This window comes from Bacillus cereus group sp. BfR-BA-01383 (assembly GCF_022663495.1).
GTDB lineage: Bacteria > Bacillota > Bacilli > Bacillales > Bacillaceae_G > Bacillus_A > Bacillus_A cereus_AU.
Genome location: NZ_JAKUFP010000001.1, coordinates 51,470 through 77,013 on the forward strand (window position 1 = coordinate 51,470; position 25,544 = coordinate 77,013).

Consider the following 25,544-nt stretch of genomic DNA (forward strand, 5'->3'; position numbering starts at 1 on the left):
CCTCTATCTATAAAAAGCGTAAGAGCCTGTTTATGCTCTTACGCTTTTTTGTTTTTATTTCTCTGGGTTTAATTGACGAAGCTCTTGTTTAATTTCAGTTTTTGCTTTTGTCTTCTCATCAATTTCTTTAATTACACGTGCTGGAGTACCTGCAACAACTGTATATGGAGGCACATCTTCTGTTACAACAGCTCCTGCTGCTACAACTGCACCCTTACCTACTGTAACTCCCTCTAATACAACTACGTTTGCACCGATTACAACATCATCTTCAACGATAACTGGTTTTGCAGAAGGTGGCTCGATAACACCTGCAAGTACAGCGCCTGCACCTACGTGACAGTTTTTACCGACAGTTGCACGTCCACCAAGTACTGCGTTCATGTCGATCATAGAACCTTCACCAATTACAGCACCAATGTTAATTGTTGCATTCATCATAATAACAGCGTTGTCACCGATTTCAACGTGGTCACGAATAATCGCGCCTGGCTCAATGCGAGCTTTAATACCTTTTAAATCAAGCATTGGAATTGCAGAATTACGACGATCGTTTTCTACAACGTAGTCAACGATGTACTTGTTATTCTCATCAAGAATTGTCTTAATTTCAGACCATTCTCCGAATAATACACCCGACTTTTTATTTACAAATGCTTGTACTGTTTCAGGGAATGTTACTTCTTTTAAATCCCCTTTTATGTATACCTTTACAGGAGTTTTCTTTTCACTTTTTTGAATAAACGAAATAATTTCGTTAGCGTCCATCATTTTCATTCTTGTTGCCTCCTAAATCCATTTATAATGTTACTCTACCAAACGAAAGAGCGAGTAGCAAGATAATAATCCTATTTTTCCATTTGAATTTCTTCTATAATTTCTAAAAATGCTTGTACTTGCTTCAATTGTCTTGCTGATTCACTCGTCAACAACCATGTTTCTCTCGTTAATTGAACAGGTGTTTTATACATATTTTCCTGTACTTCTTTTAAAACAGTAGAAGGTAATAGAGCATAACCTATACCATTTAAAACGAGTTGTTTGCATGTCTCAATTTGGTCAACTACAATGGTACGCTTAGGTGGATTAGAAAATAAACCATACCACCAATTTTGTATTTGTCCATAATAAGTCGAATCACTTTTAAATTGAATAAATGGTCTATTTGTTTCTTTTAACATTGAAATATCTTTTATTTCTTTATCAACTAAATATAATTCATCTTCAAATAATTGTGTCTTTTGTCCTTTATATTCCTGTGATCCCCTTAATATAGCAACATGAACGTCTCCTTCATAAAATTGCTTTTGCACTTCACTACTCCAGCCCGTAAACAGCGATATCTTCACAGAAGGATATTTATGCACAAATTTTTTCAAAACAGGTGGGAGCCAATATTGGCCAATAACCGATGCAACGGCTATTTTTAACGTTCCGTGAGTTTCTGTTCTAAAAACAGCTAGCTCACTTTTAATATCCTCTTCCCTTTGCAACATTTCCTTTGCATAATTTGCGACTTTTTCCCCTTCAGGTGTAATTGTCAATCCTTTTTGTGAGCGAATAAAAAACTTCATTCCCCATTGTTTCTCCATAGATTGTAATCGTTGACTAAGCGCAGGTTGGGAAACAAATAAACGTTCCGCCGCTTTTCTCATATTTGATTCCTGAGCTAACACAACCATCATTTGAAAATCATCAATTTGCAACTTTCTCCCTCTTTCCTTAGCTTCCATACACCTTATTTCAATAAGCTTTTCATTCCTAATTTAATTAAATGCTTTTATAGAAAAAAATACGATTTTTTGTTCAAACTTTTCTTATGCTTTTTATCTTTTTAAATATAATACATACACAACTGATATGCACGAAAAAAAAGTGACTTCTCCGTTTCTATGAAGTCACTTTTTTCATATTATCGATTATGTTGTCTTACTTTTTTATTCAACAATTTTAAAATAGCTCGGCGCGTTAAGATACCCTCAAAATAGCCATCTTCATTGACAGCGCAAATAAAGGGGTGATCAATTGTCATTTCTAAAGCTTTTGCAAATGAATCTTCTAACTTAAGGACCGGAATATCTTCCTTCATCACTTGTTCTACTTTCATATCATCAAGTCTTTCAAACTCAATGCGCTCTAATCCTAACATACCGTCTAAAATCATAGCAGTACTAATCAACCCATGCAATTTATACATTGGGTCTAAAACAGGTATTGCCGAATATCCAGATTTCACAAGAACAAGTAAAGCATGCTCTAAACCATTCCCGATTTGGACATGTGCTACTTTTTCTGATGAAATCATTAAATCCTTCACAAGAATTTGTTGAAACTCATCTTTCGGAATACTTATCATATTACATCCTCCATTCTCCCTTTTTCCTGCTTATATTCACCGACTCTATCCATATTTTATGACAGCGTTTTCATATTATTATTTTGTCCTAACTTTTTTTCACCAAAAATACAATTACACAGCTATTTTAGCATACAACACAAAAAAAAGACTACCATTCCGGTAGCACTTAATACCCTTTGTTTTTTAATCTGTAAAATAACCTTGTGATTTTTTTATATTGCGTTGCATCTGTCTTTTTTAAGCCATTCTCAATATCTGTAAGTTCCACAGCTAAAATTTCACTCGCATAATTTTGCTGAAATAAAATATCTAGCAACAAACTTTCTTCTTCTTTCGTTAAAACAAACTCCTTTTGCATATACCCCTCTCCTTATACTCGCATCGTTACTCTCATTATATAAAATTTTCAACCTATTTAATAGATGTAATATTCAGCTTTTAATAAAAGACATATAAAAATCGAAAATACATAGAAATTATTTCGTATATCGATTTGCATAGCTAAACGCCGCATAGGCATCTGGCTTAATTTTTGCAGTTAATCCCATCGCTTGAATTTTCGCTGTCATATCTAAAATAAATTCTTTTGTTAAACCATCATTCCCGATGTCTAAATGAATTTCCATTATAAATCCCGCCCCATCTTGAGCATGTGGGTGCAATAAATCCCATATTGTTTGTATGTGATTAGGCGTAAACAGGCATGCGATTTCTTGACTAAACTGCGTTTCTAAATATATTTTCTCACGTAAAGTTGCTGGTTTATCTTTTACTGATTTATGGTGTAAGCACCCCCAGGCTCCTTTTCCAACGCGATGAATATGAATTGCCGTAATAAACCTCGTATCCTTTTGATGTGCTTGTGAGTCTGTCCCAATGGATAATCGATATAGATTTCGTGAATCCCTTTCAATGAAACTACAAATACGGTTAAAGACCATATCAAAATTCAAATGTCTCTCTGAAACATTATAAAATGTATGTTCACCGTCCACATAGTCACGTCCTTTCAATTAGACAGACTTTTCGTATTCTCATTGTATGGGACAAAAACAAAAATTATAACTCCCTATCCTTTATTTGTTTCAATATTCCGAATGACAAAATTGCATACTTGGCACGTATAAATTACATTTTGATTAGATTGAGCCGTTAATACATGAATAATCTCAGCTGAATTGTCGCAATTAGGACAAATCACAAGTGGTAAACGTTCCACGCAACACACCTCCTTATTATTTTTATCACGCTATTTGTGGGCAGTAAGACTCCCGATTGGTGTAGGCTAATAATCAGTGGCTGCTAAACACTCTCCACCGATTAAAATTTCACTTTATTACCATTGTAGGAAAAATAAAAAATTCCTATACATATATGCCAGAAAGTAATAGAACTAAAAAAGGTACCGCCATATGGCAGTACCTTTTTTATATGTATCAAGAAATGATATCGTAAATCTCAATTGCAACCATGTCGATATTATCGAATTGATACACTTGAGGTTTTTCACCTTGTTGATACACTTCTAACTCATACATTTCACTTTTATCGAAAAATTTCACGCTACATTTGCGCTCACCGTTCACTTCAAAATAGCGTTGTGCTACTTCACCGCTTTCAGCTTGTTCTTGTAGACTAACAAGTCGAGTTAAAATTCCTTGGAGTAGAGACATGAAATCTCTCCTTTCTCTGATCTTCCTACCAATAGGTTTTACAGCTATACTCATTCTATCCGTCATAACAGAAAAAATGTTCCACAGTCTAGGATAAAGGTTATTGGCCAGAAACTCAACTAAAAATTTGTCGAAATACGAAGGAAAAAACAGAAAGAACATATTTTCCCTTCTTTATTGCGATTTTCATACTGGAAGAATATAATAAAAAACAGAAAAAAAGGAGGAATTACAATGAAGAAAATTGAGGTTTACACACAACCTGATTGTCCGCCATGTGTCATTGTGAAAGAATTTTTAAAACACAATAACGTTGCATACGAAGAATTTGACGTAAAAAAAGACGCCGCTGCTCGCGACCGTCTTTTATACGACTATGACTCCTATTCAACTCCAACAGTTGTAATTGACGGGGAAGTTGTTGCAGGTTTTCAAATCGAAAAATTACAACAGCTACTCAATATAGAATAGGAATAGGTAGATACCTATTCCTATTCTTACAATTGTTGTAACCTTTTTATTTCAGTTAAAAGTTCCTGACTCTCATGATATCCTGCTAATTTCCATTTTCCTTGATCCCTTTGCAATGTCACTATTTGATATTGCCCACTTTTCGCCCGCTCATATACGTATAAATTTTTATGCTCTTCATCATACGACATTGTTGTTTCTGAATTAAAAGAAAACGGCGCTTCTTTTGCCGGCAGTAAATATTCACCACTTTGTTTATCACTTCTACTATTTTCATCTGTAAATACTTGAAGGAAATTATCTGTAAAATACGGTGATAACGTCTCTATCATCTTGTTCATCGGCATATGCTTCCCACGAATTGAAAATTGGGTTTCATAGCCTTTTTGTATCGTTGTAAACACTTCTTTCCGATCAATTTTCACTTCCTCTTTTCCTAAAACAGTTGTCACACTATAACCAACTAGAAAGGCAACACATACAAATAGAACAAACCATATTCCATATTTCCTCATTTTTTCACCTTCCTTTTAAAAGAACTTGTCTTTGTAGTATTCATTGTAACAATGATTATGCAAAGAAAGGGATGGTTTCGTTCGTAAAATCTTTACAGCGATAGACAGCATTTTCATCACCATTTTCACTATTACCAATTTATGATAAAAACAAACAAAAAATGCACGAATCTCTTCGTGCATTAAAATAAAACATCTTCTTCATATAAATATTCATAAGATAAATCTATAAATAAAAAGTTTTCATCATCAATTGGGAAAGAAAATGTTCGGACCATTTCACCTGTTTCAATATCGGCATATAAATCTGAAAGCCTCGCCTTATTCTCAAAACGCATTTTCATAATATTCTCTAAAAAATACGGACGCCAACTCCAGTTCTTCATATAATACTCCGGCATCACAATCCATTCCCCATCTTTTTTCATAACATTACCTGATTGTTGGAAACCATCTTCATTACAAATAAATATACGAAAACTACACTGTGATACACTTTGGCTAAATTGTAATAACCAATCATTTATATCTTCATTCTTTTTTTGTTTTGATAGAACATCACCAATTCGATCACGTAACATCTCTGTTAAATTATAAATTTTTTGCAATTTCTTCTTCTCATGCAGAATAAATTGATGACACTCATTACCAAGTCGTTCTTTTAAAACATTCGTTTCAATAAAATCAGGTAAACACTCTTTTAAATAATTACCTTGATAAAATCTCCCACCATTTTTCCAAGCATATTGCAATTGGTAAAAAGCATCTATTTCTTCATATAACAATGTTGCACCAATTCTTCTTGCAAGTAATGATAAAGAATATAATATATCTTGATAAGATTGTAAAAGTGCGGTTTGCCTTAAATTTGTTAAATCTACTTTTAATATATCTGGCGCTAATACGCTAATACGCTCTAAATTACTTGTACCCGTTCCGACTTTATTAATCGAAATTTGAATACCATATGTACGATAATACATAAGCAAATGATTAAATTGTTCTATATCTTCTTTGCACTCATGTTCTGTAATTTCAAGAACAATGTTTTTCAAATTTAAACCTTGTTTTTCATACATCAATAAAAGTTGAAGTAAACTTTCATCCTCATCATTCATTAATACGTTAGCATTCCGATGTATAAATAATAATAATTTTTGATTACTTTCTAAATAACGATTTAAAGCTTTTTCTACTATAATGTTATCCGCTTCCAGTTGAAACTCACTTGGAATAGAATCATCATGAAAGAACGAAGCTAAACTTTGTATACCCTCTTCTGTTTGAATACGCCCTACTACTTCATATCCAATTACTGTATGCTCATCAGCACTAAAAATAGCTTGATAATAAGGAAGGACTTTATCCAAGTTACTCATTACATCTAATGCATCTATCAATGTGCTTCCCTCCCTTTACTTTTCAAAAATTATAACACGATATTTACGGAAAAATAATAAAAAATCCCTTCAGTTTTCCTGAAGGGATTAGAGGGGTAAAATGCTAAGGGGAATTAGCAATTCTACTATGAAGAAAAAAGAGGTCTTAAATATAACGTATATATGACCACTTGTAAATACCTTTCTTTCATATGTCACAAATCCGTCACATTTTACCATAAAAAAATGAATTAAACATTCATTTTCTCATCCCTTTTAAAATGGATATTGATGCAAATGTTGTCCTCCATCCATTGTCATACAAGTTCCATTTATGTACGCAGCTTCATCTGAACATAAATAATAAGCTAGACCCGCGATTTCTTCTGGCGTACCCAGCCTTCCAAGTGGAACACTTTGTAGTGTACGCTTAGCCATTTCTTCTGAAATCCACAATTTATCAGCACCGCCCGTGCGTTCAATTGGTCCTGGTGCGATGGCATTAACTCTTATCCCATATTTACGCCCCCATTCAACGGCAAGCGTTTTAGTCATAGCTAATACTCCAGCCTTCGCTGCAGCTGAATGAATAACTCCTGGACCCGCATCCCATGCATATGTTGCCACCATATTAATGATATTTCCTTTTATACCTTTCTCAATCCAATACTTTCCGACAGCTTGGCTACAATAAAATGTACCATTTAATACAATATTAATGACTGCATTCCAGCCATTCACAGATAAATCCTCTGCTGGACAAATAAAATTTCCAGCCGCATTATTAATTAGAATATCAATTCGTCCAAATTTCTCATCAATATGTTCAATCATTTTCTGAATATCATCGGTATTTCGCACATCCATTTGTACTGGTAATACTTGCCCTGGAAACTGTTCAATTTCTAACTTTGTCTCTTCCAATTTTTCTTTTGTACGTCCTGTAATAACAACTCGTGCCCCTTCTTTTGCAAAACGAGTTGCCATTCCTTTTCCCATCCCACTTGATCCACCTGTTATAATAACTACCTTCTCTTTCACATACATCCCCTCCCAAAAATGAATACACATTCATTTTATCACTTTATTTGATAGAAATCTTTATATTTTTAAAGTTTTCTGATATTTTAACGTAAAGAGGTTTCTTTCCGTTCATTTTTTTTCGTAACCTATACTACTTTTTATTACGTAAAATATATTTTAAATAAAACTGAAAGGAGAGTTGAGTAACCTGAATACGTAACATATACATTTTATATACGTCAAATAGGGTATACTCATACTTTTATGAAGCAAATTACTAGAAGGAATTTTTTAAAAACTGGAATGCGTACTTGTCTATATTCATTTATAAGCGCTAGCATTGGCTACTATTATGCTAAATATATAGAGCCCCATTGGCTCTCTTTTACACAACACACACTAAAATCACAGCTCATACCAAAAGGTTTTCATGGCATGAAAATTCTTCAGTTTAGCGATTTACATCTCGGATACTATTTTTCACTCCAGCATTTATCTCAAATCGTTTCTAAGATTAATACTGAAAAACCAGATATTGTCCTTTTTACTGGTGATCTCATTGATAATTACCAAACGTATACTGACACTCCTTTCGTTGCAGCTATTTTAAAAAATATAAAAGCACCCTTCGGTAAATTTGCTATTTATGGTAACCACGATCACGGCGGGTATGGAACTGAATACTATGATCACATCATGCGTGAATCTGGATTTGAACTATTACAAAATAAAGAAAAACGAATTCGTTTACTGGATAGTAATGAAATTTCTATTTTCGGGCTTGATGATATACTACTAGGCAAACCAAAAATAGAGAAAACATTGCAGCATGCACAGAAAAATATTTATAACATTGTTCTTGTTCACGAGCCAGATATCGCGCCACAAATCGCAACATATCCAATCAACTTGCAACTTTCCGGTCATAGCCACGGCGGACAAGTAAAAATTCCTTTTTTAGGCGCTATTATTACCCCGTCGCTTGCAGAACACTACATCGAGGGCTTCTATACAATCCAAGATTTAACTCTCTATGTTAATCGAGGTTTAGGTAGAACCCGCGTTCCGTTTCGATTTATGTCAAAACCTGAAATTACGATCTTTACACTACAACATTCGTAGCAATTCGCCTATTTTCTTACATATCCTTTCTTGTACGCGCTCATCCATGTTTCGTTTACCATATGATAAAAGTGAGTCCAATAAAGGAGGTTTGTTCATGTATCCATATTATCAACCAATCCCAGTTCGTTCAGCACCTATTGGCCCAGTAGGCGACTCACGATTATTTCCATTTTTTGGAGTTCCATTTCTAGCTGGCATTGCTGGTGGATTGCTCGGTGGAGCACTAGCTTTCGGTCCTAGACCGTTTTATCCGCCTTATCCGCCACCTTTCCCACCGCCAGCACCTTATCCTTGTTATGGTGGGCCTTGTCAACAACCATACTATTACTAATCAACAATTCTACCAATGTTATTCTCTCTCTTGACCAACCCATTAACATGCTTACAATAAAAACTATTCTCTCTACTCATTCTTCTATTTTGAGAACGTATAATAAGTAGAGAACAAAGTAAAAAACCTCTTTTAAAAGAGGTTTTTTACTTTGTTCTCATTATTCAGTGTCTGTATTTTGATACGCCATCTTAAACAACTTCACTTGGCTATCAATTTCTTCTGTAATACCATTAATAATATAATAGTAGTCACCGTCTTTATTTTGTTCACGCGTTTTCACATTATCAGCTAAAATCAGTTGTAAAATTGCATTTATTCTTGCTTTCATTTCAATATCTAAAATTGGAAAAGATATTTCCACTCTCTTTTCCATATTTCGCGTCATCAAATCAGCTGAAGATAAATATATTTTCTCATCTCCATTGTGATGGAAATAATAAATTCGGCTATGCTCTAAATATCTTCCAACAACACTGACTACTCGAATATTTTCACTTACATTTGGAATACCAGGCCGTAAACAACATGTTCCTCGAACGATGAGCTCTATCTTTACTCCAGCTTGAGATGCTTCATACATTTTTTTTATTAATGGTTTATCTGTTAATGAATTCATCTTAGCAATAATATATCCATTCCCATATTGCCTATGATAACGGATTTCTTCATCGATTAAGTCCATAAATTGCTCTCTTATATCAAATGGAGCAACCGATAAATGATGAAAATGTGGTTTTGTTGTATAACCACTCAAATAATTAAAGAAATTTGTTGCATCAACCCCAAAGTCTTTTCTTGATGTAATATATCCAAAATCAGTATATAACTTCGCTGTTGCATCATTATAATTTCCGGTCCCAAGATGTACGAACCTTTCAATTTTTCCGTTTTTTCTTCTTACAACTAGCGTAATTTTACTATGTGTTTTCAGGTGACTTACTCCATAAATAACGTGGCATCCGGCCTGTTCTAGCTCTTTAGCCCAATGAACATTATTCTCCTCGTCAAACCTTGCCTTTAATTCAACTAATACCGTCACTTGTTTTCCTTTTTCAGCCGCTACTTTTAACGCCTGAATAATCGGGGAATCGCCACTCACTCGATATAATGTTTGTTTGATTGCAAGTACATCCGCGTCGTCTGCCGCATCACGGACAAAATCAACAACTGGCTGAAATGACTCAAAGGGATGGTGTAATAAAATATCATGTTCTAGTGCTTTTTCAAATACATCTTCCTCATCATCTAAATCTTGAGGGGGTTGAGGAATGAGAGCCGGATACACAAGATGCTCATATAAAGGTGCTAATTTTTTATATAAAGAGAATAGACATGTTAAATCTAACGGTCCATCCATCATGTATACATCTTCATCTTTTACTTCCAACACCTCATACAATAACGCCAGTACTCTTTGGTCAATGTGTTCTTTACCAATTTCTAAACGAACGGCCGCTCCCCACTTACGCTTTTTCAATTCTTTTTCAATTACTTTTAATAAATCGCGCGCACCTTCTTCGTGAATTGTTAAATCTGCATTGCGTGTAATACGGAAACGCGTAACAGATGATACTTTATATCCTGTGAATAATTTATGGGTAAAACCACTAATTATATCTTCTAATAAAATAAATTTATGCTTTTGTCCTTCACTCGGCAAAAATATGAAACGCTCAAGCAATGAAGGTACTTGTACAATCCCTAACTTCGTACGGTTTTCTTCCTCAGCTTGCTTCTCATCGTATAATATAGTAGCTAAATTCAAGCTTTTATTTAATAACATTGGAAATGGACGATACGCATCGATTGCTACAGGAGTTAAAACTGGAAAAATTTGCTCATCAAAATACTCTTCTATAAATTCTCTCTGCTCTTTCGTCAAATCATGGAATGTTAAACGCTCAATCCCCTCTAACTCAAGCGCTGGCAACACATAATTTTTAAACGTGTTATATTGTACAGTCATTAATTCATGGGCCTTTATCGCAATCTTATTTAATTGCTTTTTTGGTGTTAAGCCAGCTTTATTTTCTGGTTGGTTAAAGCCAGCACTCACTTGATCTTTCAATCCTGCTACGCGTACCATAAAGAATTCATCTAAATTTGAACTAAAAATACTAATAAACTTTAATCTTTCCAAAAGCGGGTTATTCTCATCTTGTGCTTCTTGTAGTACACGTTCATTAAAGGCTAGCCAACTTAACTCTCGATTATTGTAATAAGCTGTATCATTTAAATTTACTATATTCCCCTTCGATAATTCCATTCTCTTCACACTTCCCTTGAAACTTTTTTACTATAATTTAGTTACTTTTATTTTATCAAATTACAATATTACAAAGTGTGAATTTTTCGTAAAGACATCCGTACAACTTAATGTTTTAATTCAAATGATATATTAATATTCGTTTTTAATACTCTTTCTAGCTGTTTTTTTTGTTTTTCGGCTTGCACTTTTTCTGCTAATGCAGACTGTTTACATAAAACTCTAAATGTTAATCCGTCTTCACTTTCTGTTATAGATATCGTATCAACAAGCGATCTTTGTCTTACATTTAAAGCAGCTGAAAACTGTAACACAGCTCCTAATAGGCGGATTTTCTTTTGTTCGCTTTTATCAAACCAATCTTCAAATGGAGATAAATGTTGTTTAAATAGCATTTTTGATTTATAAGATGCAATAAGCGCTAACCTCACTCGATCTTTATGCATCATGCCGTCAATTGTTTTATTCGCCAATAAATAAAACGTGTGTAAACGACTCGCTTCTTCTTCTATATATTTTCCGATATTAAATACTTTCGCTGCTTGATGGAATGCTTCCCAGTCTTTTATTGAAACAGAAATAAGTCCTATTTCTTCAAGCTGTTGACAAATCAATCTTCCATGTTTAATAAGTTGAATGACAAATTCCATATCCATTTCGTATTCGTGTGATAATAAATGCAAGCTTTCTTCAACTACATTCGGATAATACGAAATCCCTAAATCTTTCGTCAATTCTTCATAGAAAACACCTTCTCTTAATCCTTTTCTGCTTAATACAAATGCCGTTGCTTCTATAATATTCACAAGCTTATGAAATACTTCAACCGCTGGAACAATTGTATCAGCTCTATCTTTTGCCAATCCTTCCATTTTCTGAAGTTCGATAAATGATAGTTTTTCCAATTCACCTTTTACATTTTCAATATCTTCTTCTTTCATTTTGTATAAATGTAATCCTGCTATAGGATAGCTTATTAAATTTTGGTGGATTTTCGCTAAGTTCCTTGCACTACCACCAATTGCGATAAGAGGCAATTTCTTATCAATCAACCATGGTAACGTTCGAAATTGACACTCTAAATACTCTTGAAGTCCCTCTAATTCATCTTTAGTAGGAATAGCACCTTTAATAAATTGTTGTTTTAAAGAAAGCGCACCAAAAGGAAAACTATGGTACTCTAAAATCTCTCTATTTTTAAAATATGTAACTTCCGTACTTCCGCCACCAATATCTACTGTTATTCCTTCTGAAAACGAAGTAGAATTCATTACTGCCAAATAGCCGTAACGCGCTTCCTCATATTCTGATAATACTCTAAGAGTAAAGTCTGTTTGTCCTTCAACAAGCTTTTTAATTTCTTCTTGATTCTCAGACTGTCTAATTGTTGCTGTTGCAACACAAAGTACATGATGCAGCTGATGGAATCGTGTACTTTCTTGAAATTGAAATAATGTTTGTAACAATACTTCTATTCCTTCTTCATTCAACACACCATCAATTAAGTAATTCCTTAACCGAGCAACCACTTTCGTATTTTCAATCTCTTTATAGAACCCTCCATTTTGCTTTTCATAAATAACTAAACGCATTGTATTAGATCCAATATCTATAATGGCATATTGTTGTTTTAATATTTCTTTCAAACTTCTCACTCTTTCATTATCAAATTTCTAAAACACATTCTATTACTATTATACAAAATAGTTGTTTTTTGTAACAATATTGCTTTAATATTGAAAATATATACAATCACTTTTTGCATATAATAAAAACCTATTTTATTTATGGTATAATAATGAAAAATTGAAAGGAGATTCATTATGAAACCTTCACAACCACAATCTCAATTACAAAACCAACATTCTATTAATCGACTAGCTCAATCTGTTTTCGTTGTGAATCGTCATGCTAAAGCTGCAACTAATCCTAAGTATTTATACTGGTTAAAAAAGACGGCTTTAGAACGTTTAATTGTTGAAAAAAAAGCAATTAAAGAAGGATTACATTTTTCTAGAAATCCACGTTTTAGCCAACAACAATCTGATGTTCTTATACGTTTAGGCGATTATTTTTTCCATATTCCTCCTACGAAAGAAGATTTTCGAACCCTACCACATCTTGGTCACCTTGAATCCTCCTATCGAAATCCGAAAACAACCTTATCTTTAACAGTAGCAAAAAAAACACTTCAAGATTATATTGGTCCTGAAGCACTGAAACAAGAAAAAAAATTAAGTGAACCTGTTCCATGGTATAGCCGTACCTATACAAAAAAATAAAACAGTTTGGCCTAGCGTAGGCCAAACTGTTTTATTTTTTCTCTTCTTTAATTTTAATATTTGCTTGTTTATAAAAAGCTACTTTTTCTGTATTATAAGATTTTGTGAATTCATTAAATTTATCTTTTTCTGACTCAATATCCTTATAAGATTGATTTACTACTTTTACTTTTTCACTAATATCTTTTAATTTTGCATCTTTATCTTGTAACATTGTATATAAATCTTTTTCTTGTTTTAAAGATTTATTATAGCTGTCATACATCTTGTTAAATGAATCGTGTCGTTTCTCATACGTACTTTTAACTTTATCCGCTTGATCTTTCAATTTCTTATCTTCAATTTTCTTCACATACTTATCAGCTGATTTCACTTCTTCTTGCGCTTTATTTAAAACTTCTTTTTCGTTTGCAAGCACTTTTTCTCTTTCAGCTGTATTTTTCACTGCTTGATTCAGCTTTTCCTTAACAGCCTGGTTATTATCTTTTCCTTCCTGAACAATCTGGTTATATAATTCTTGTCCTTCTTTCTCTAAAGTTTCAAGTTTTTTTGCATCTTCAAACATTGTTTTTTCTTGCTTTGCAGCATTTTCAAACGCAACATATAATTCCTCTTCTGGTTTCGGTCCGAAACAACCAGCTAGTAAAGTCATTGATAATGCAGTTACAATTGCTAATTTACTATATTTCAACATCTTTTCCTCCTACTTATAAACAACCATCGTATAAAAAACCTATGAAAATTATGTAATCTTTCTATACACTTCACACTCGCATCTTTTTTTACGAAGATCATTGGTATTATTTATAATACTTGTACAAATTTATTACCTAAAATTACGTTTTACGTCATTCTCTTTGAGCTATCTAGCAGTTTTATACTTTAAAATTTTACTTGGTACTTATAAAAGCTAATCACACTATGTATTACATTAAAATACAACGGAATTCACCCGAGCCATAATAATTTGAAGAACAACAGTAATAATTCACCTGATAAAAGATGATCGTTGGTCTCTCACGTCTATCATTCCCTTTCCCCGTTTTCTATCAAATAATCCCTTTGTTCATTTTACACAGTATAAATGCTACCTTGCAACAACTTACAAATATTCTTTTCATTTCCTAAAAAGGAAAAGTGTAGAGCATGCTTTCCTCTACACTTTTAAAATGAAACACATTGTGCAAAATGCATTGACACATCCATTATAATTATATGCTTATTTCATATATTTTTAAAGACTTTTATTACAAAAGGAACTTTTTTTGTAATAAAAGTCAAAAAAATGTTACAATAAAAACTTCTTTATATCATACTTCTTTAAATCAAAGTTTCACTCCTTTCCTTGTGAATTTCTATAATGGTACAATTGATTTTGTGCCTTTCTTAACAATTCTTCAAAAGCTTTTCCTTCTACTGGATAACTAGCCGCTCCAAATAATAGAGTCACACTTAATAAATCATTTTCTATTTCATTTGCAATATTTTTCATTAATCGGTTTGTTATTGTTGATTTTTCATGACCATTATCAATCGCTACAATCACATACTTATTTTCATCCCACTTCGTAACGACATCACCTTTTCGAATTGTTTTTACAATGGTACGCTCCAATTTTTGTACTAATACTTCCAACTTTTTTTCCTGTACTGTATCTTTTAATTCATCCCATCCTTTGACGGAAAGAATATATACTGTAATATTATGAGAATCTCGTTCAGATAAAGCAGCTACTTTCCCAAAAAAATCAACAACAAAATCGTTACTTGCCATTCCTCCTACTTCCGTATTCATATCCGCACTCGCTCTTTTATCATACCAATGTCCAAAATAATAGCTTAGTATCATTTGCAATATATAAATAATAAAGACGGTATAAAATGATCGCGAATCCAATTTTGTAATTACATCCTGAAGTGCAATCCATTCTGTAACTGCCACTGTATTCCCAAGTAATAATCCACTAATTTTCCCTTTATGTTTCATACTTCTCCTCCTTTCTATACTAATATATGTTTCTATTACAATAATGTTTTTCTACAAAATAAAAAATGTACATATTCAATGTACATTTCCGCTTAAGCTTGTATACCTTTTTTATTCTATTTCATATATATACTATATATCATTTTTAGAAAGTAGTGACTTATATGCTACAAAAAGAAAACCTATCAGATATTATGCGTTTACTAGCAGGCTTTCTGTTAGCATTAAAATTACTATTTAACTCTTTCGGAATAAACTTTATTACAAACGACCAAATTGACGCTATTGTAAATGTTGCTTCATTTCTATTTATTCTATATTTTGGCTATAAAAATAACTATGTAGGAAAAAAAGGAATCGAGCAGAAAAAAACACTCAAAAAACACAACCTTCATTAAAAAGGAACCTTTCGCACAGGTTCCTTTTCGTCATTGGCGCACAACCACTTCATTTGTTTGTAGTGGGCCATATGATACTCCTTCATATTGATATGTGTATGTAGCCTGAAATAATGCGTTTTTGAGAGCTTTATCTTTATTTGCTTTTATTTTACAAATTAGTTCCACTTTCTCATTTGGTAATAAATTATCGATTCGCCACCTTACTAGCTGGAATAGAAACTCACTTATCCCCTTATCAACCTTTAAGGAATTTGGAATATATGCAAAATAATCTCGAATCATATGACTTACAACAACTCGTGAAATCATTTCAATTCCTTTATTTTCAACTTCAATTTGAATAATAAGTATGTCGTTTACATCATAGATCAGTTCATATGAAAATTTTTCTTTATACATACTACGGATTTGTAATGTAACGGCTACATTAGGAAGTTCTTTTTCCTTTTTTGAACCATCAATCCACAATACTGGTTGTAGCGGTATCAAACACCTTTCTTGATCCAAAATTCGCTTCCATATTTTCATAATATAATTCACCTCATTTCAGATGTACCATCCATACAAACCTATTCTTCCTCTCTGCACGATAAACTCCAAAATTTATAACGCTTGTTACAAACACTATTTAATATTTCTCTTCCTTTTATCCTATTCGACAATATAAAGAAAAAACCATTTTTCATCTATTAACAGAGGAGATTCTTACTGAAATATTTTTTTACAATTTCCATCATTGACTTTATAACAATATTAAGTATTGCTCACTCTTTTTCTTTCCATACAAAAGGAAATTTTGGCGAAAGAAAAAGTTTGCCTTTTAGTCAAATTTGACTATAATATTCTTTATGGCATGTCAGTGTACTTATAAAACTATGCTTTAGATTTTTATGCGCTGCATTCAAAACTTAATGTAGTTTACTTATTATTAAAGGAGGGAAATATTTGGAAAATAAACTATCAAAAACAGACTCCAACAATACAAAATTTGTTGTTGCTGGTTTACTACTTGGTATTTTAATGGCTGCAATGGATAATACAATCGTTGCAACCGCAATGGCAACGATTGTCGGAGACTTAGGAGGATTTGACAAGTTTGTTTGGGTCACATCGGCATATATGGTAGCAACAATGGCAGGGATGCCTATTTTCGGAAAACTTTCTGATATGTACGGACGGAAACGCTTTTATATTGGTGGACTCATTCTTTTCTTATTCGGTTCTGCACTTTGCGGGACAGCTTCAAGTATTGAGCAACTAAGTATATATAGAGCCATTCAAGGAATTGGTGGCGGCGCTCTTATGCCTATCGCATTTACAATTATGTATGATATATTCCCGCCTGAAACACGCGGAAAAATGACTGGACTATTTGGTGCTGTTTTCGGAACATCTAGTGTATTCGGGCCTTTATTAGGTGCTTATATTACAGATTATATAAGTTGGCACTGGGTCTTCTATATTAATATTCCATTAGGGCTTATCTCCTTCTTCTTCATCACTAAATACTACAGCGAATCTCTAGAATTTAGAAAACAAAAAATTGATTGGGCTGGTGCTATTACACTTGTCGTTAGTATCGTTTGCCTAATGTTTGCATTAGAACTTGGTGGCAAAAAATATGCATGGGATTCCACTGTAATTATCGGTTTATTTGCAACTGTTGTTATTATGCTCATTATTTTCTTCTTCGTAGAACGAAAAGCAACTGAGCCTATCATTTCTTTCCATCTATTTAAAAAACCTTTATTCGCCGCTAGCCAAGGAGTTGCCTTTTTCTATGGTGCCGCTTTTATCATCTGTACAGTGTATATTCCTATATTCGTTCAAGGTGTTCTCGGCGGTTCAGCCTCAAATGCTGGATTAATTTTAACACCTATGATGGTCGGCTCTGTAATTGGAAGTCAAACAGGCGGACAGTTAGCTTCACGAACAAGCTATCGTAACATTATGATGGTATCTGGCGTTTTCTTCGTTCTTGGTATTTATTTACTAAGCACTTTAACAATGGACACACCTCGTCTACTTGTAACGCTGTTTATGATTCTCGCTGGACTTGGGGTTGGTTTCTCATTCTCAGTTTTAAGTATGTCTTCTATTCACAAATTAGAAATGAGAGACCGTGGTTCTGCTACATCAACAAATTCATTCTTCCGCTCACTCGGTATGACGCTCGGTGTAACGATTTTCGGTACAATTCAAAATCATATCTTTACGGATAAACTAAACACTGTGTTCCCTCCCGAACTAGCAAAATTGGCTCCAAAAGGCGGAGACACAAGTTTCTTATTATCACCAGGTGCTACCGAGAAAATACCAGCTGAAATATTAACTGGTATTAAAGACGCTCTCGCTACATCTATTGCCAGTACATTCTTCTGGGCACTTATCCCGGCTGCGTTAAGTATTATTTGCATTTTACTTATGGGAAATGAACGCCTCTTTACAGGGCCAAAAACGAAACAAAAACAAAAGCAAGTAAGTTAGTATAGGAAAAAGAAACGGCATATCCCTTTATGAAAAAGGATATGCCGTTTATAATATATAGAAAGTAGACCTTTAATCAGTGGGGTTTATCTATTCACACTGACTATTAGCCTTCACCAATCATGATAAAGTTTTTATGTATAGGAGTTGAGACAGCATGAGCATGAAATTAGTCATTCTCGGCTTGCTACTCGAAGGAGATAAACATCCATATGAAGTGCAGCACATAATGAAACAAAGACAAATGGATTGCTATATTAAATATGCAAAAGGATCACTTTACTACGCCTTCGAGCAATTAGAAAAGCAAGGTGCAATTCGTATTACAACTATTGTTCGAGATACGAATAGACCAGATAAAACAATCTTTCATATAACAGAAGAAGGTAAACAGTTATTTCACACGTTACTACTAAAACAATTCGAAGCAAAAAACCAAATATATAAACCAATCTATTCAGCACTCTCTTTCGCTCATTTTGGTAATGATCAAGAGTTAGTTCCTATCTTAGAAAAAAAGAAAAATGATACCGTTCAATATTTACATAAAATGCAAACTATATACGATTGTAGCAAAGGACAAATCCCGCGTGCACAACTATATATTTTACAAAGCGTTATTGAACATATTACCGTTGAATTGCAATGGTTAAACACTCTCCTTACAGATGCGGTTGCAGGACGCCTTTCAGAAATTGATATAGATAAAAATTAATCCTATAAAGAAGATATCCCTCTTCTTTATAGGATTAGCCCTCACTTTATCTCAATTTTGCAACTCTCTCTTCACTTTTAAAAAAACAGAAAATACAAATAATAAGAAGTAAAAACTTTAGAATTTTCTTATTTTAAAACAGTAGACAAAATTCTAAAAATTGTGTTAGAATTTGTTTCAATATCATATCGCTTGTTAAATTCCTTTCAAAAGGAAAATAGGTACACGAACATTTCGTTTCGTGTTTAAAAGGGAAGATTGGTGAAACTCCAACACGGTCCCGCCACTGTAAATGCCGAGATTTCTTTTTGGTGCCACTGTGAAAACGGGAAGGTGAAAGAAATTATATGAAGCATAAGTCAGGAGACCTGCCTATTTTAACAACACTGATAGATTCACGGATGATGATGAGGTGTTAAAACAAAAAGGAAGGCTTATTTTCTATGCCTTTGTGCTTTTTGTTATAAGTATTTCCTAGTAAACGGAAATGCTTACTTTCAATTAGGGAGGAATTTAAAATGGCAATTCAAACAAGTAACTTAGGTTATCCACGTATTGGGCTACAACGAGAGTGGAAAAAAACATTGGAAGCTTTTTGGTCCAATAAAATCAATGAAGAACAATTTTTAACAACAATGAAAGAAATTCGCCTTCAACACATAAAAGTACAGCAAGAAAAAGGGATTGAGCTCATTCCAATTGGCGATTTTACATATTATGATCACGTTCTGGATACTGCTTATATGTTAGGATTTATCCCATCACGTTTTTCAGAGTTTACATCTTATCTTGATGTATATTTTGCAATGGCACGTGGCTCTAAAGATCACGTTGCATCTGAAATGACAAAATGGTTTAACACAAATTATCATTATATAGTTCCAGAGTATGAAGAGGAATTACAAATCTCTTTAAAAGACAATCGTCCACTTCGCTTATATGAAGAAGCAAAACAAGAATTAGGTGTAGATGGAAAGCCTGTTATTTTAGGCCCATATACTTTCTTAAAATTAGCAAAAGGATATAAACAAGATCAATTTGCTACTATTTTAAAACAATTAGTTGCACCTTATGTACAACTTCTTTCAGAACTACATGCAGCTGGTGCACAAATCATTCAAGTTGATGAACCGATTTTCGCTTCTTTAACAAAAGAAGAAATTCAACAGGCAAAAGAACTTTATGAAGCCATTCATAAAGAAATTCCAAACGCGAATCTTCTTTTACAAACATATTTTGATAGTGTCGAAGAAAACTATGAAGAACTTATTACATTCCCTGTATCCGGTATTGGATTAGATTTCGTTCACGGTAAAGAAGGTAACCTAAATGCTATTTCAAAATATGGATTCCCAGCTGATAAAACTTTAGCAGTTGGTTGTATAGATGGCCGTAACATTTGGAGAGCTGATCTTGATGAAGTTCTTACGTTATTTACAGCGTTACAAAATCAAGTCCAAACAAAAGATTTCATCGTTCAGCCTTCTTGTAGCTTGTTGCATTCACCAATTGATAAAACCGAAGAAATCCACTTATCGACTGAGCTATTTGATGCACTAGCATTTGCAAACCAAAAATTAGAAGAATTAGTTCTTATTCATTCTGCTCTGACTCAAGGTACAGACAGCATTAGTAAAGAGCTGGAAACATATCGCACTGTACATCATACAATTCGTTCATCCGCTGCACGTAACCGCGAAGATGTAAAAGCAGCACGAACTGCACTAAAAGAAGAAGATTTTTCACGTCCTCTTCCATTTGAAAAACGATACGAATTACAACAAGTTGCTTTGCAGTTACCATTATTACCAACAACAACTATCGGTAGCTTCCCGCAAACAACTGAAGTTCGTCAAACGCGAAAAGAATGGCGTAACGGCGTTATTTCAAATGAACAATACGAGCAATTTATTGAAAAAGAGACAGAAAAATGGATTCGTTACCAAGAAGAAATTGGTCTTGATGTTCTTGTACATGGTGAATTTGAAAGAACTGACATGGTCGAATATTTTGGCGAGCGCCTTGCTGGTTTCTCCTTCACTAAAAACGGTTGGGTACAATCATACGGTTCCCGCTGTGTGAAACCACCTGTTATTTATGGTGATGTAGCCTTTATTAACGGAATGACTATTAAAGAAACTGTTTATGCACAAAGTCTAACAGATAAAGTTGTAAAAGGAATGTTAACAGGACCTGTTACTATTTTAAATTGGTCCTTCGTTCGAAATGATATTTCAAGAAAAGAAGTTTCATATCAAATTGCATTAGCTCTTCGTCATGAAATTGAATTACTTGAATCGTCTGGAATTAGAGTAATACAAGTCGATGAGCCAGCGCTTCGTGAAGGAATGCCACTAAAAGAAAAAGATTGGGACGCTTATATTACATGGGCAGTACAATCCTTCCTTTTAGCAACTTCTTCTGTAGCAAATGAAACACAAATTCATACGCATATGTGTTACAGTAACTTCGAAGATATTGTTGATGCAATTCGTGCATTAGATGCAGATGTGATTTCTATTGAAACATCAAGAAGTCACGGAGAATTTATCGATACACTAAAACATACAACATATGAAAAAGGTATCGGTCTAGGTGTATATGATATTCATAGCCCACGTGTACCGAGTAAAGAAGAAATGTTTGAAATCGTAGAACAATCTTTACAAGTATGTGATCCTAAATATTTCTGGATTAATCCTGACTGCGGTTTAAAAACAAGAAGAACCGAAGAAGTGATTCCCGCTTTAGAACACATGGTGCAAGCAGCAAAAGATGCTCGTTCCCTGTTAAAAACAAACGCATAAAAAAATGGGTTATCCTTTTCTCAGGATAGCCCATTTTTTTATGCGTTACTTTCAAAAAAGAATTCATATTGTATTTTATATAATTCATCATCCGTTGGCTCTTCAAGAGGAATTGCCTGTAATACAACTGTATATTCACCATTTGGAATAGCAATTTGAAATTTATTTGAAAGAATACTCGTTACAACGATACATTCATTTTCAACTACAAAAGGAACCGTAACCGTTCTAATCGCTTCTTTTTTCTCAATATGTTTTCCACAAATCACTTTTACTTCACAAGTATAGTCAGAGAGCGCTTCAAAAATAACAGTTCCATCCGCCTTAGCATAACCTCTTTCAAAATCTTCATCTGTCCAGTCTACGTAAGGCTGTTCACCGTCATAGTTCATCAACATTAATTGTGAATAAGAAATTGTTAACTCCATCGTTCCCTTCTCCTTCATTATGAAATGTGCAACTACTATTTCACTTCAAATTTCACACGCGTACCATCTGGGTATTTATCTAACTTATTCCCGACCCAAGAACCTGCTCCCCGGTTATCTGCTGGACTTATGTATTCAATATGTGCTCCTTTGCCGCCCTCTTTACACATCGCCATTGGCCATTCATCGCGATCATACCCTTTTTTTGATGGGTATGGCGCTAACGACAGTTTTCTTCTATCCGCAGCACCACCACGGTCGATTGTACAAACTTCTGAATGTCCTTCTTTTATAGCATTCGTAATATGTTTCCCTGTCTCTGGATAACGTTCTTTCGGAAATTCTAGCACTTGATCATATGTATTCGTTTTTTTTATACTTGTTTCCTCTGGCACAAGTACTTCATAGACCGCTACTAAAATAGACAGAATTGCAATAATTGAAATGATAATACCTTTTAATTGCTTCATGTATACCTCCATGTTCCTACCAGTTTCTTTTCCTCAGTTATTATAACAAACTTCTCTTGTATATGTTTTCAGACATTATTGTAGCGTAGCCTTGCTATTTCGCCAAAAACACTCATTTTTCCTCATCATTTCTCTAATGCTGTAGAAAACTAATAACCTTCCGACATTCTTTTTCAAAGGAAGTCCTCAGAAAAGATTGAAATGATATATACGATACTTTTTGGGGAGGAAATCTCATGGAAGCTATTTATAAAACGAAAGATGTTACAAATAAAACAGGCATCCCAAAACATATAGTTCGAAAATATAGCCAACTATTAGAGGAACACGGTTATATCATTTCAAAAACTGCTGATGCTCGTATTTATAAATTGGATGATTTAAAAATATTGAAATCTATACATGAAAGAGCTGCTACATTACAAGAAGATATTTCAGAAACGATACCTATTATTTTAAAAGAAAAAGAGACCCCACCTGTACCAATTATTCAAGATAAGCAAGAAATACAACCAAAAGAAAAAGAAGATGGACGGAACTTTGAGGAGTTCATGTTAAAACTTGAAATGCTCGCTCAATTAAATGAAGCAATTATTCATCAAAATTCTACCCTAATTACACAAAATCGTTTAAAAGATGAAAAGTTAGATGAATTGATGCAACAAGTTTATGTAAAAGAAGGCTCACAAGAAAAAATGCTACAAGAGTTAGTTGATCATGCTGCTCAAACAGATGCACTACAAAAAGAAAAGATGGACTTATTAATGAATCATATGTATAAACGAGAATCCAAGCAAGAAGAGAAAATGAATAAACTCGTAAATCAAATTTATAATAGAGACAGCAATCGTGATACACAACTTATGCAAGTTATCCGTGAAATTCAAGAAACAAAAAGATTAGTCGCCGCCTCAAAAGAACAAGGCTTCTTTCATTCATTTAAAAGTTTATTTAGTCGAACAAAACACGAAAGAACAAATGAATAAACAAAATAAAATAAAAAGTTACCTTCAACCGGTAACTTTTATTCCTTATTTCTTACAGCTGGTAATATAATAATCGCTTCAGTGCCTTTTCCACTTTCACTTTTATATTCCAGTGTACCATTATGCGCTTGTAAAATACTAAATGTTACCATAAGCCCTAATCCTGTCCCTTTTTCTTTTAAAGAATAATACGGTTGTCCAAGCCTTGCTAACTGTTCTTTCGTCATACCAACACCACTATCTTTAACTCTTATTACAATTGTTTCATCTTTTTGAATAGCCGTTACTTTTAAATATCCTTTGTTTCCTTGAATGGCTTCAATACCATTTTTAACAACATTCATAATCGCTTGCTTCAATTTTGTCTTATCACCGATAGTATACAGGCTCTCAGAGATCTCAACTTGTAAATATACACCTTGCATCGCTGCAAACGATGACATAAGAGTCGTCATTTCTATTAATTGAGCGGATAAACAAATGTGTTCTTTTTTCTCAATTTGTGGTCTTGCTAAATTCAAGTAATCTGAAATAATTTGTTCCGCCCGATCCAATTCAGCTAATACGAGACGCATATACTCCCTATTCTTCACATCTTCCGTACTTTCTAGCAATTGGATAAATCCACGAACAACAGTGAGCGGATTTCGAACTTCATGTGCAACACTCGCCGCTAATTCACTTACAATATTCAGCTTTTCTGACTTTTGCATCTCTGTACGCAGCAATGCATTTTCATTTAAATATTCTGTTAAATACACTTGAAATACCGTTGTCATGACCATAATCAGTGAGGCGAATATATATCCGCTATATATTTGCGAAATATACGGTGTAAACCCTGTTTCTAATAGAACATTAATCATGCCTAATAGTAAAGAAACAAGCACATAAAATGCTGAAATCATAAATGCTAAAATTAGCTTCTTATCCCTTGAAAAAAGAGACCATTTCTTTGATAAAAACAATGGAACTATCAATAGAAATAGTACTTCTACAACTGGAAGAAAGCTTATTCCCTTTAGTACCCATTCATATGCAACAAAAATAACCGCTGGGATTAAACCAACAATCCCACCATATAAAAAACCACTGACAATTGGAATCGGGTGAAAATTATACCCGCAAGCATTTCCAAAACAAATAGAGTATGTCATGGAGAGAACGAGCGTTACGCTAGATAAAAACATAATAAAGTAGCGATTCGGCTTCGGAGGCATTTCTTGATAGCGATTTAAACGAATCGCTTCATATAAAAATAGCGGTAAAATTATGATGGCAATTTGGATCAATAAATCACGGACAAGCTCCATAGCCCCTCATCCCCTATATGTATTTTGATATGATTATATCATTTTATAGGTTCTTTTGTTTTAAAATTTTGATTTTTCTTAACATTTTTGTTAATTTTTTGTTAACAACCCATAATAATTGTTACAGATTTCCGAAATGATTGTAAACCCTGTACCAAATTTTCTTCGTGCAGTATACAATGAATACGGATTACAAAGAAAATATAAAACACTTCACTAGACGGACAATTATAGCAAACTACAGCATATAATCCATACTATCTATGTTTACAAATAAGTGATCATTACTTTAGTAGGAGGAAGATAAATATGGCGGGTACTACGCTTGTTTTAAAAGAAGAAAATTTGGTTGTTCTAGAAAATGTTGAAAAATCAGTATATGAGGAGTTACAACATAAAGCAGGAGAAGAAAATTGCACATGTGCTGTGAACGAATCAGTTGTTCAGCTTGGCAAAGTATCCTCTGTACTTTGGAACGAAGATGAAATAGATTGGGAATACGGATATTAAAAAGTCGCTTACA

At 33.6% G+C, this 25,544-nt stretch carries 28 protein-coding genes and 1 riboswitch; of the genes, 10 read left to right on the plus strand and 18 right to left on the minus strand.

The genetic code is table 11. The features are described 5' to 3' along the window. Positions 1 to 54 precede the first annotated feature (54 nt). The 7 genes from dapD to MR065_RS00325 all read right to left on the minus strand — a co-directional run bounded on the left by dapD (position 55) and on the right by MR065_RS00325 (position 4,032). The gene (dapD, locus tag MR065_RS00295) at positions 55 to 777 is read right to left on the minus strand and encodes a 2,3,4,5-tetrahydropyridine-2,6-dicarboxylate N-acetyltransferase (protein ID WP_000783243.1); all 723 of its coding nucleotides are present in this window, start codon (positions 775 to 777) and stop codon (positions 55 to 57) included. A gap of 71 nt (positions 778 to 848) precedes the next feature. Beyond that, a complete protein-coding gene (locus MR065_RS00300) occupies positions 849 to 1,733 on the minus strand; it encodes a LysR family transcriptional regulator (protein ID WP_002019148.1) in 885 nt (294 codons plus the stop codon). 179 nt (positions 1,734 to 1,912) lie between these two features. Further along, positions 1,913 to 2,356, minus strand: coding sequence for a cyclic-di-AMP-binding protein CbpB (gene cbpB, locus MR065_RS00305; protein WP_000623574.1), 444 nt, complete (start codon positions 2,354 to 2,356; stop codon positions 1,913 to 1,915). 169 nt (positions 2,357 to 2,525) lie between these two features. Then, positions 2,526 to 2,717 carry an antirepressor AbbA gene (gene abbA / locus MR065_RS00310; protein ID WP_097904483.1) on the minus strand — a complete coding sequence of 64 codons (192 nt, stop codon included), beginning with the start codon at positions 2,715 to 2,717 and terminating at the stop codon, positions 2,526 to 2,528. A 118-nt stretch (positions 2,718 to 2,835) separates the two neighbouring features. Continuing rightward, positions 2,836 to 3,354, minus strand: coding sequence for a ribonuclease H-like YkuK family protein (locus MR065_RS00315; RefSeq protein WP_242212055.1), 519 nt, complete (start codon positions 3,352 to 3,354; stop codon positions 2,836 to 2,838). Positions 3,355 to 3,428: 74 nt separating this feature from the next. Beyond that, a complete protein-coding gene (locus MR065_RS00320) occupies positions 3,429 to 3,578 on the minus strand; it encodes a hypothetical protein (protein WP_242212056.1) in 150 nt (49 codons plus the stop codon). 217 nt (positions 3,579 to 3,795) lie between these two features. Beyond that, positions 3,796 to 4,032, minus strand: coding sequence for a YkuJ family protein (locus MR065_RS00325; RefSeq protein WP_000055151.1), 237 nt, complete (start codon positions 4,030 to 4,032; stop codon positions 3,796 to 3,798). Between the two features lie 234 nt (positions 4,033 to 4,266). Here MR065_RS00325 and MR065_RS00330 point away from each other — a divergent pair, with 234 nt between their 5' ends. Beyond that, positions 4,267 to 4,503, plus strand: coding sequence for a glutaredoxin family protein (locus MR065_RS00330; protein WP_000717871.1), 237 nt, complete (start codon positions 4,267 to 4,269; stop codon positions 4,501 to 4,503). Between the two features lie 26 nt (positions 4,504 to 4,529). Here the strand turns inward: MR065_RS00330 and MR065_RS00335 are convergent, their stop codons facing one another. The 3 genes from MR065_RS00335 to fadH all read right to left on the minus strand — a co-directional run bounded on the left by MR065_RS00335 (position 4,530) and on the right by fadH (position 7,438). Beyond that, positions 4,530 to 5,018 (minus strand): DUF3993 domain-containing protein, encoded by a 489-nt coding sequence (locus MR065_RS00335; protein ID WP_242212058.1) that lies wholly within the window; start codon positions 5,016 to 5,018, stop codon positions 4,530 to 4,532. Between the two features lie 182 nt (positions 5,019 to 5,200). Further along, positions 5,201 to 6,418 (minus strand): EAL domain-containing protein, encoded by a 1,218-nt coding sequence (locus MR065_RS00340; RefSeq protein ID WP_097904486.1) that lies wholly within the window; start codon positions 6,416 to 6,418, stop codon positions 5,201 to 5,203. Between the two features lie 255 nt (positions 6,419 to 6,673). After that, positions 6,674 to 7,438: a 2,4-dienoyl-CoA reductase gene (gene fadH, locus MR065_RS00345; protein WP_097904487.1), complete on the minus strand. Its 765-nt coding sequence runs from the start codon at positions 7,436 to 7,438 to the stop codon at positions 6,674 to 6,676. Positions 7,439 to 7,684: 246 nt separating this feature from the next. Between fadH and MR065_RS00350 the strand changes: the two genes are divergently transcribed. Together MR065_RS00350 and MR065_RS00355 are read left to right on the plus strand one after the other, a co-directional pair. Continuing rightward, positions 7,685 to 8,542 carry a metallophosphoesterase gene (locus MR065_RS00350; RefSeq protein ID WP_242212062.1) on the plus strand — a complete coding sequence of 286 codons (858 nt, stop codon included), beginning with the start codon at positions 7,685 to 7,687 and terminating at the stop codon, positions 8,540 to 8,542. A gap of 97 nt (positions 8,543 to 8,639) precedes the next feature. After that, positions 8,640 to 8,876, plus strand: coding sequence for a hypothetical protein (locus MR065_RS00355; protein ID WP_242212063.1), 237 nt, complete (start codon positions 8,640 to 8,642; stop codon positions 8,874 to 8,876). Positions 8,877 to 9,036: 160 nt separating this feature from the next. Here the strand turns inward: MR065_RS00355 and MR065_RS00360 are convergent, their stop codons facing one another. Both MR065_RS00360 and MR065_RS00365 read right to left on the minus strand, forming a co-directional pair. Beyond that, the gene (locus tag MR065_RS00360) at positions 9,037 to 11,145 is read right to left on the minus strand and encodes a polyphosphate kinase (protein WP_242212065.1); all 2,109 of its coding nucleotides are present in this window, start codon (positions 11,143 to 11,145) and stop codon (positions 9,037 to 9,039) included. A gap of 107 nt (positions 11,146 to 11,252) precedes the next feature. Next, positions 11,253 to 12,791, minus strand: a complete 1,539-nt coding sequence (locus MR065_RS00365) for a Ppx/GppA family phosphatase (RefSeq protein WP_242212066.1) — start codon at positions 12,789 to 12,791, stop codon at positions 11,253 to 11,255. Positions 12,792 to 12,968: 177 nt separating this feature from the next. Between MR065_RS00365 and MR065_RS00370 the strand changes: the two genes are divergently transcribed. Then, positions 12,969 to 13,427: a YkyB family protein gene (locus MR065_RS00370; protein WP_097904492.1), complete on the plus strand. Its 459-nt coding sequence runs from the start codon at positions 12,969 to 12,971 to the stop codon at positions 13,425 to 13,427. A gap of 31 nt (positions 13,428 to 13,458) precedes the next feature. Here the strand turns inward: MR065_RS00370 and MR065_RS00375 are convergent, their stop codons facing one another. Together MR065_RS00375 and MR065_RS00380 are read right to left on the minus strand one after the other, a co-directional pair. Further along, entirely contained in the window at positions 13,459 to 14,121 is a 663-nt protein-coding gene (locus tag MR065_RS00375; protein WP_242212068.1) for a YkyA family protein, read from the minus strand. 639 nt (positions 14,122 to 14,760) lie between these two features. Further along, positions 14,761 to 15,414 carry a diguanylate cyclase domain-containing protein gene (locus MR065_RS00380; protein WP_242212070.1) on the minus strand — a complete coding sequence of 218 codons (654 nt, stop codon included), beginning with the start codon at positions 15,412 to 15,414 and terminating at the stop codon, positions 14,761 to 14,763. Between the two features lie 164 nt (positions 15,415 to 15,578). On the opposite strand from MR065_RS00380, the gene MR065_RS00385 reads away from it, so the two are divergent. Continuing rightward, on the plus strand, positions 15,579 to 15,812 hold the full coding sequence (locus MR065_RS00385; protein WP_242212072.1) for an SPP1 phage holin family protein: 234 nt from the start codon (positions 15,579 to 15,581) through the stop codon (positions 15,810 to 15,812). Positions 15,813 to 15,842: 30 nt separating this feature from the next. On the opposite strand, the gene MR065_RS00390 is transcribed toward MR065_RS00385, so the two are convergent. Next, positions 15,843 to 16,343, minus strand: coding sequence for a hypothetical protein (locus MR065_RS00390; RefSeq protein ID WP_242212073.1), 501 nt, complete (start codon positions 16,341 to 16,343; stop codon positions 15,843 to 15,845). 417 nt (positions 16,344 to 16,760) lie between these two features. On the opposite strand from MR065_RS00390, the gene MR065_RS00395 reads away from it, so the two are divergent. The 3 genes from MR065_RS00395 (at position 16,761) to metE (ending at position 21,824) form a co-directional block, all read left to right on the plus strand. Further along, a complete protein-coding gene (locus MR065_RS00395) occupies positions 16,761 to 18,302 on the plus strand; it encodes an MDR family MFS transporter (protein ID WP_242212074.1) in 1,542 nt (513 codons plus the stop codon). Positions 18,303 to 18,459: 157 nt separating this feature from the next. Then, the gene (locus MR065_RS00400; RefSeq protein WP_242212075.1) at positions 18,460 to 19,017 is read left to right on the plus strand and encodes a PadR family transcriptional regulator; all 558 of its coding nucleotides are present in this window, start codon (positions 18,460 to 18,462) and stop codon (positions 19,015 to 19,017) included. Positions 19,018 to 19,219: 202 nt separating this feature from the next. Continuing rightward, a riboswitch (cobalamin riboswitch) is annotated at positions 19,220 to 19,407 on the plus strand. 128 nt (positions 19,408 to 19,535) lie between these two features. Next, on the plus strand, positions 19,536 to 21,824 hold the full coding sequence (gene metE / locus MR065_RS00405) for a 5-methyltetrahydropteroyltriglutamate--homocysteine S-methyltransferase (RefSeq protein WP_242212076.1): 2,289 nt from the start codon (positions 19,536 to 19,538) through the stop codon (positions 21,822 to 21,824). 38 nt (positions 21,825 to 21,862) lie between these two features. On the opposite strand, the gene MR065_RS00410 is transcribed toward metE, so the two are convergent. Continuing rightward, positions 21,863 to 22,252, minus strand: coding sequence for a competence protein ComJ (locus MR065_RS00410; RefSeq protein ID WP_242212077.1), 390 nt, complete (start codon positions 22,250 to 22,252; stop codon positions 21,863 to 21,865). A 35-nt stretch (positions 22,253 to 22,287) separates the two neighbouring features. Further along, positions 22,288 to 22,722: a DNA-entry nuclease gene (nucA, locus tag MR065_RS00415; protein ID WP_097904500.1), complete on the minus strand. Its 435-nt coding sequence runs from the start codon at positions 22,720 to 22,722 to the stop codon at positions 22,288 to 22,290. A gap of 236 nt (positions 22,723 to 22,958) precedes the next feature. Here nucA and MR065_RS00420 point away from each other — a divergent pair, with 236 nt between their 5' ends. Further along, positions 22,959 to 23,708 carry a DUF3967 domain-containing protein gene (locus MR065_RS00420; protein ID WP_242212078.1) on the plus strand — a complete coding sequence of 250 codons (750 nt, stop codon included), beginning with the start codon at positions 22,959 to 22,961 and terminating at the stop codon, positions 23,706 to 23,708. Between the two features lie 38 nt (positions 23,709 to 23,746). Here the strand turns inward: MR065_RS00420 and kinB are convergent, their stop codons facing one another. Next, on the minus strand, positions 23,747 to 25,021 hold the full coding sequence (kinB, locus tag MR065_RS00425) for a sporulation sensor histidine kinase KinB (RefSeq protein ID WP_242212079.1): 1,275 nt from the start codon (positions 25,019 to 25,021) through the stop codon (positions 23,747 to 23,749). Between the two features lie 309 nt (positions 25,022 to 25,330). On the opposite strand from kinB, the gene MR065_RS00430 reads away from it, so the two are divergent. Next, positions 25,331 to 25,531, plus strand: a complete 201-nt coding sequence (locus tag MR065_RS00430) for a hypothetical protein (RefSeq protein ID WP_098267941.1) — start codon at positions 25,331 to 25,333, stop codon at positions 25,529 to 25,531. Positions 25,532 to 25,544 lie beyond the last annotated feature (13 nt).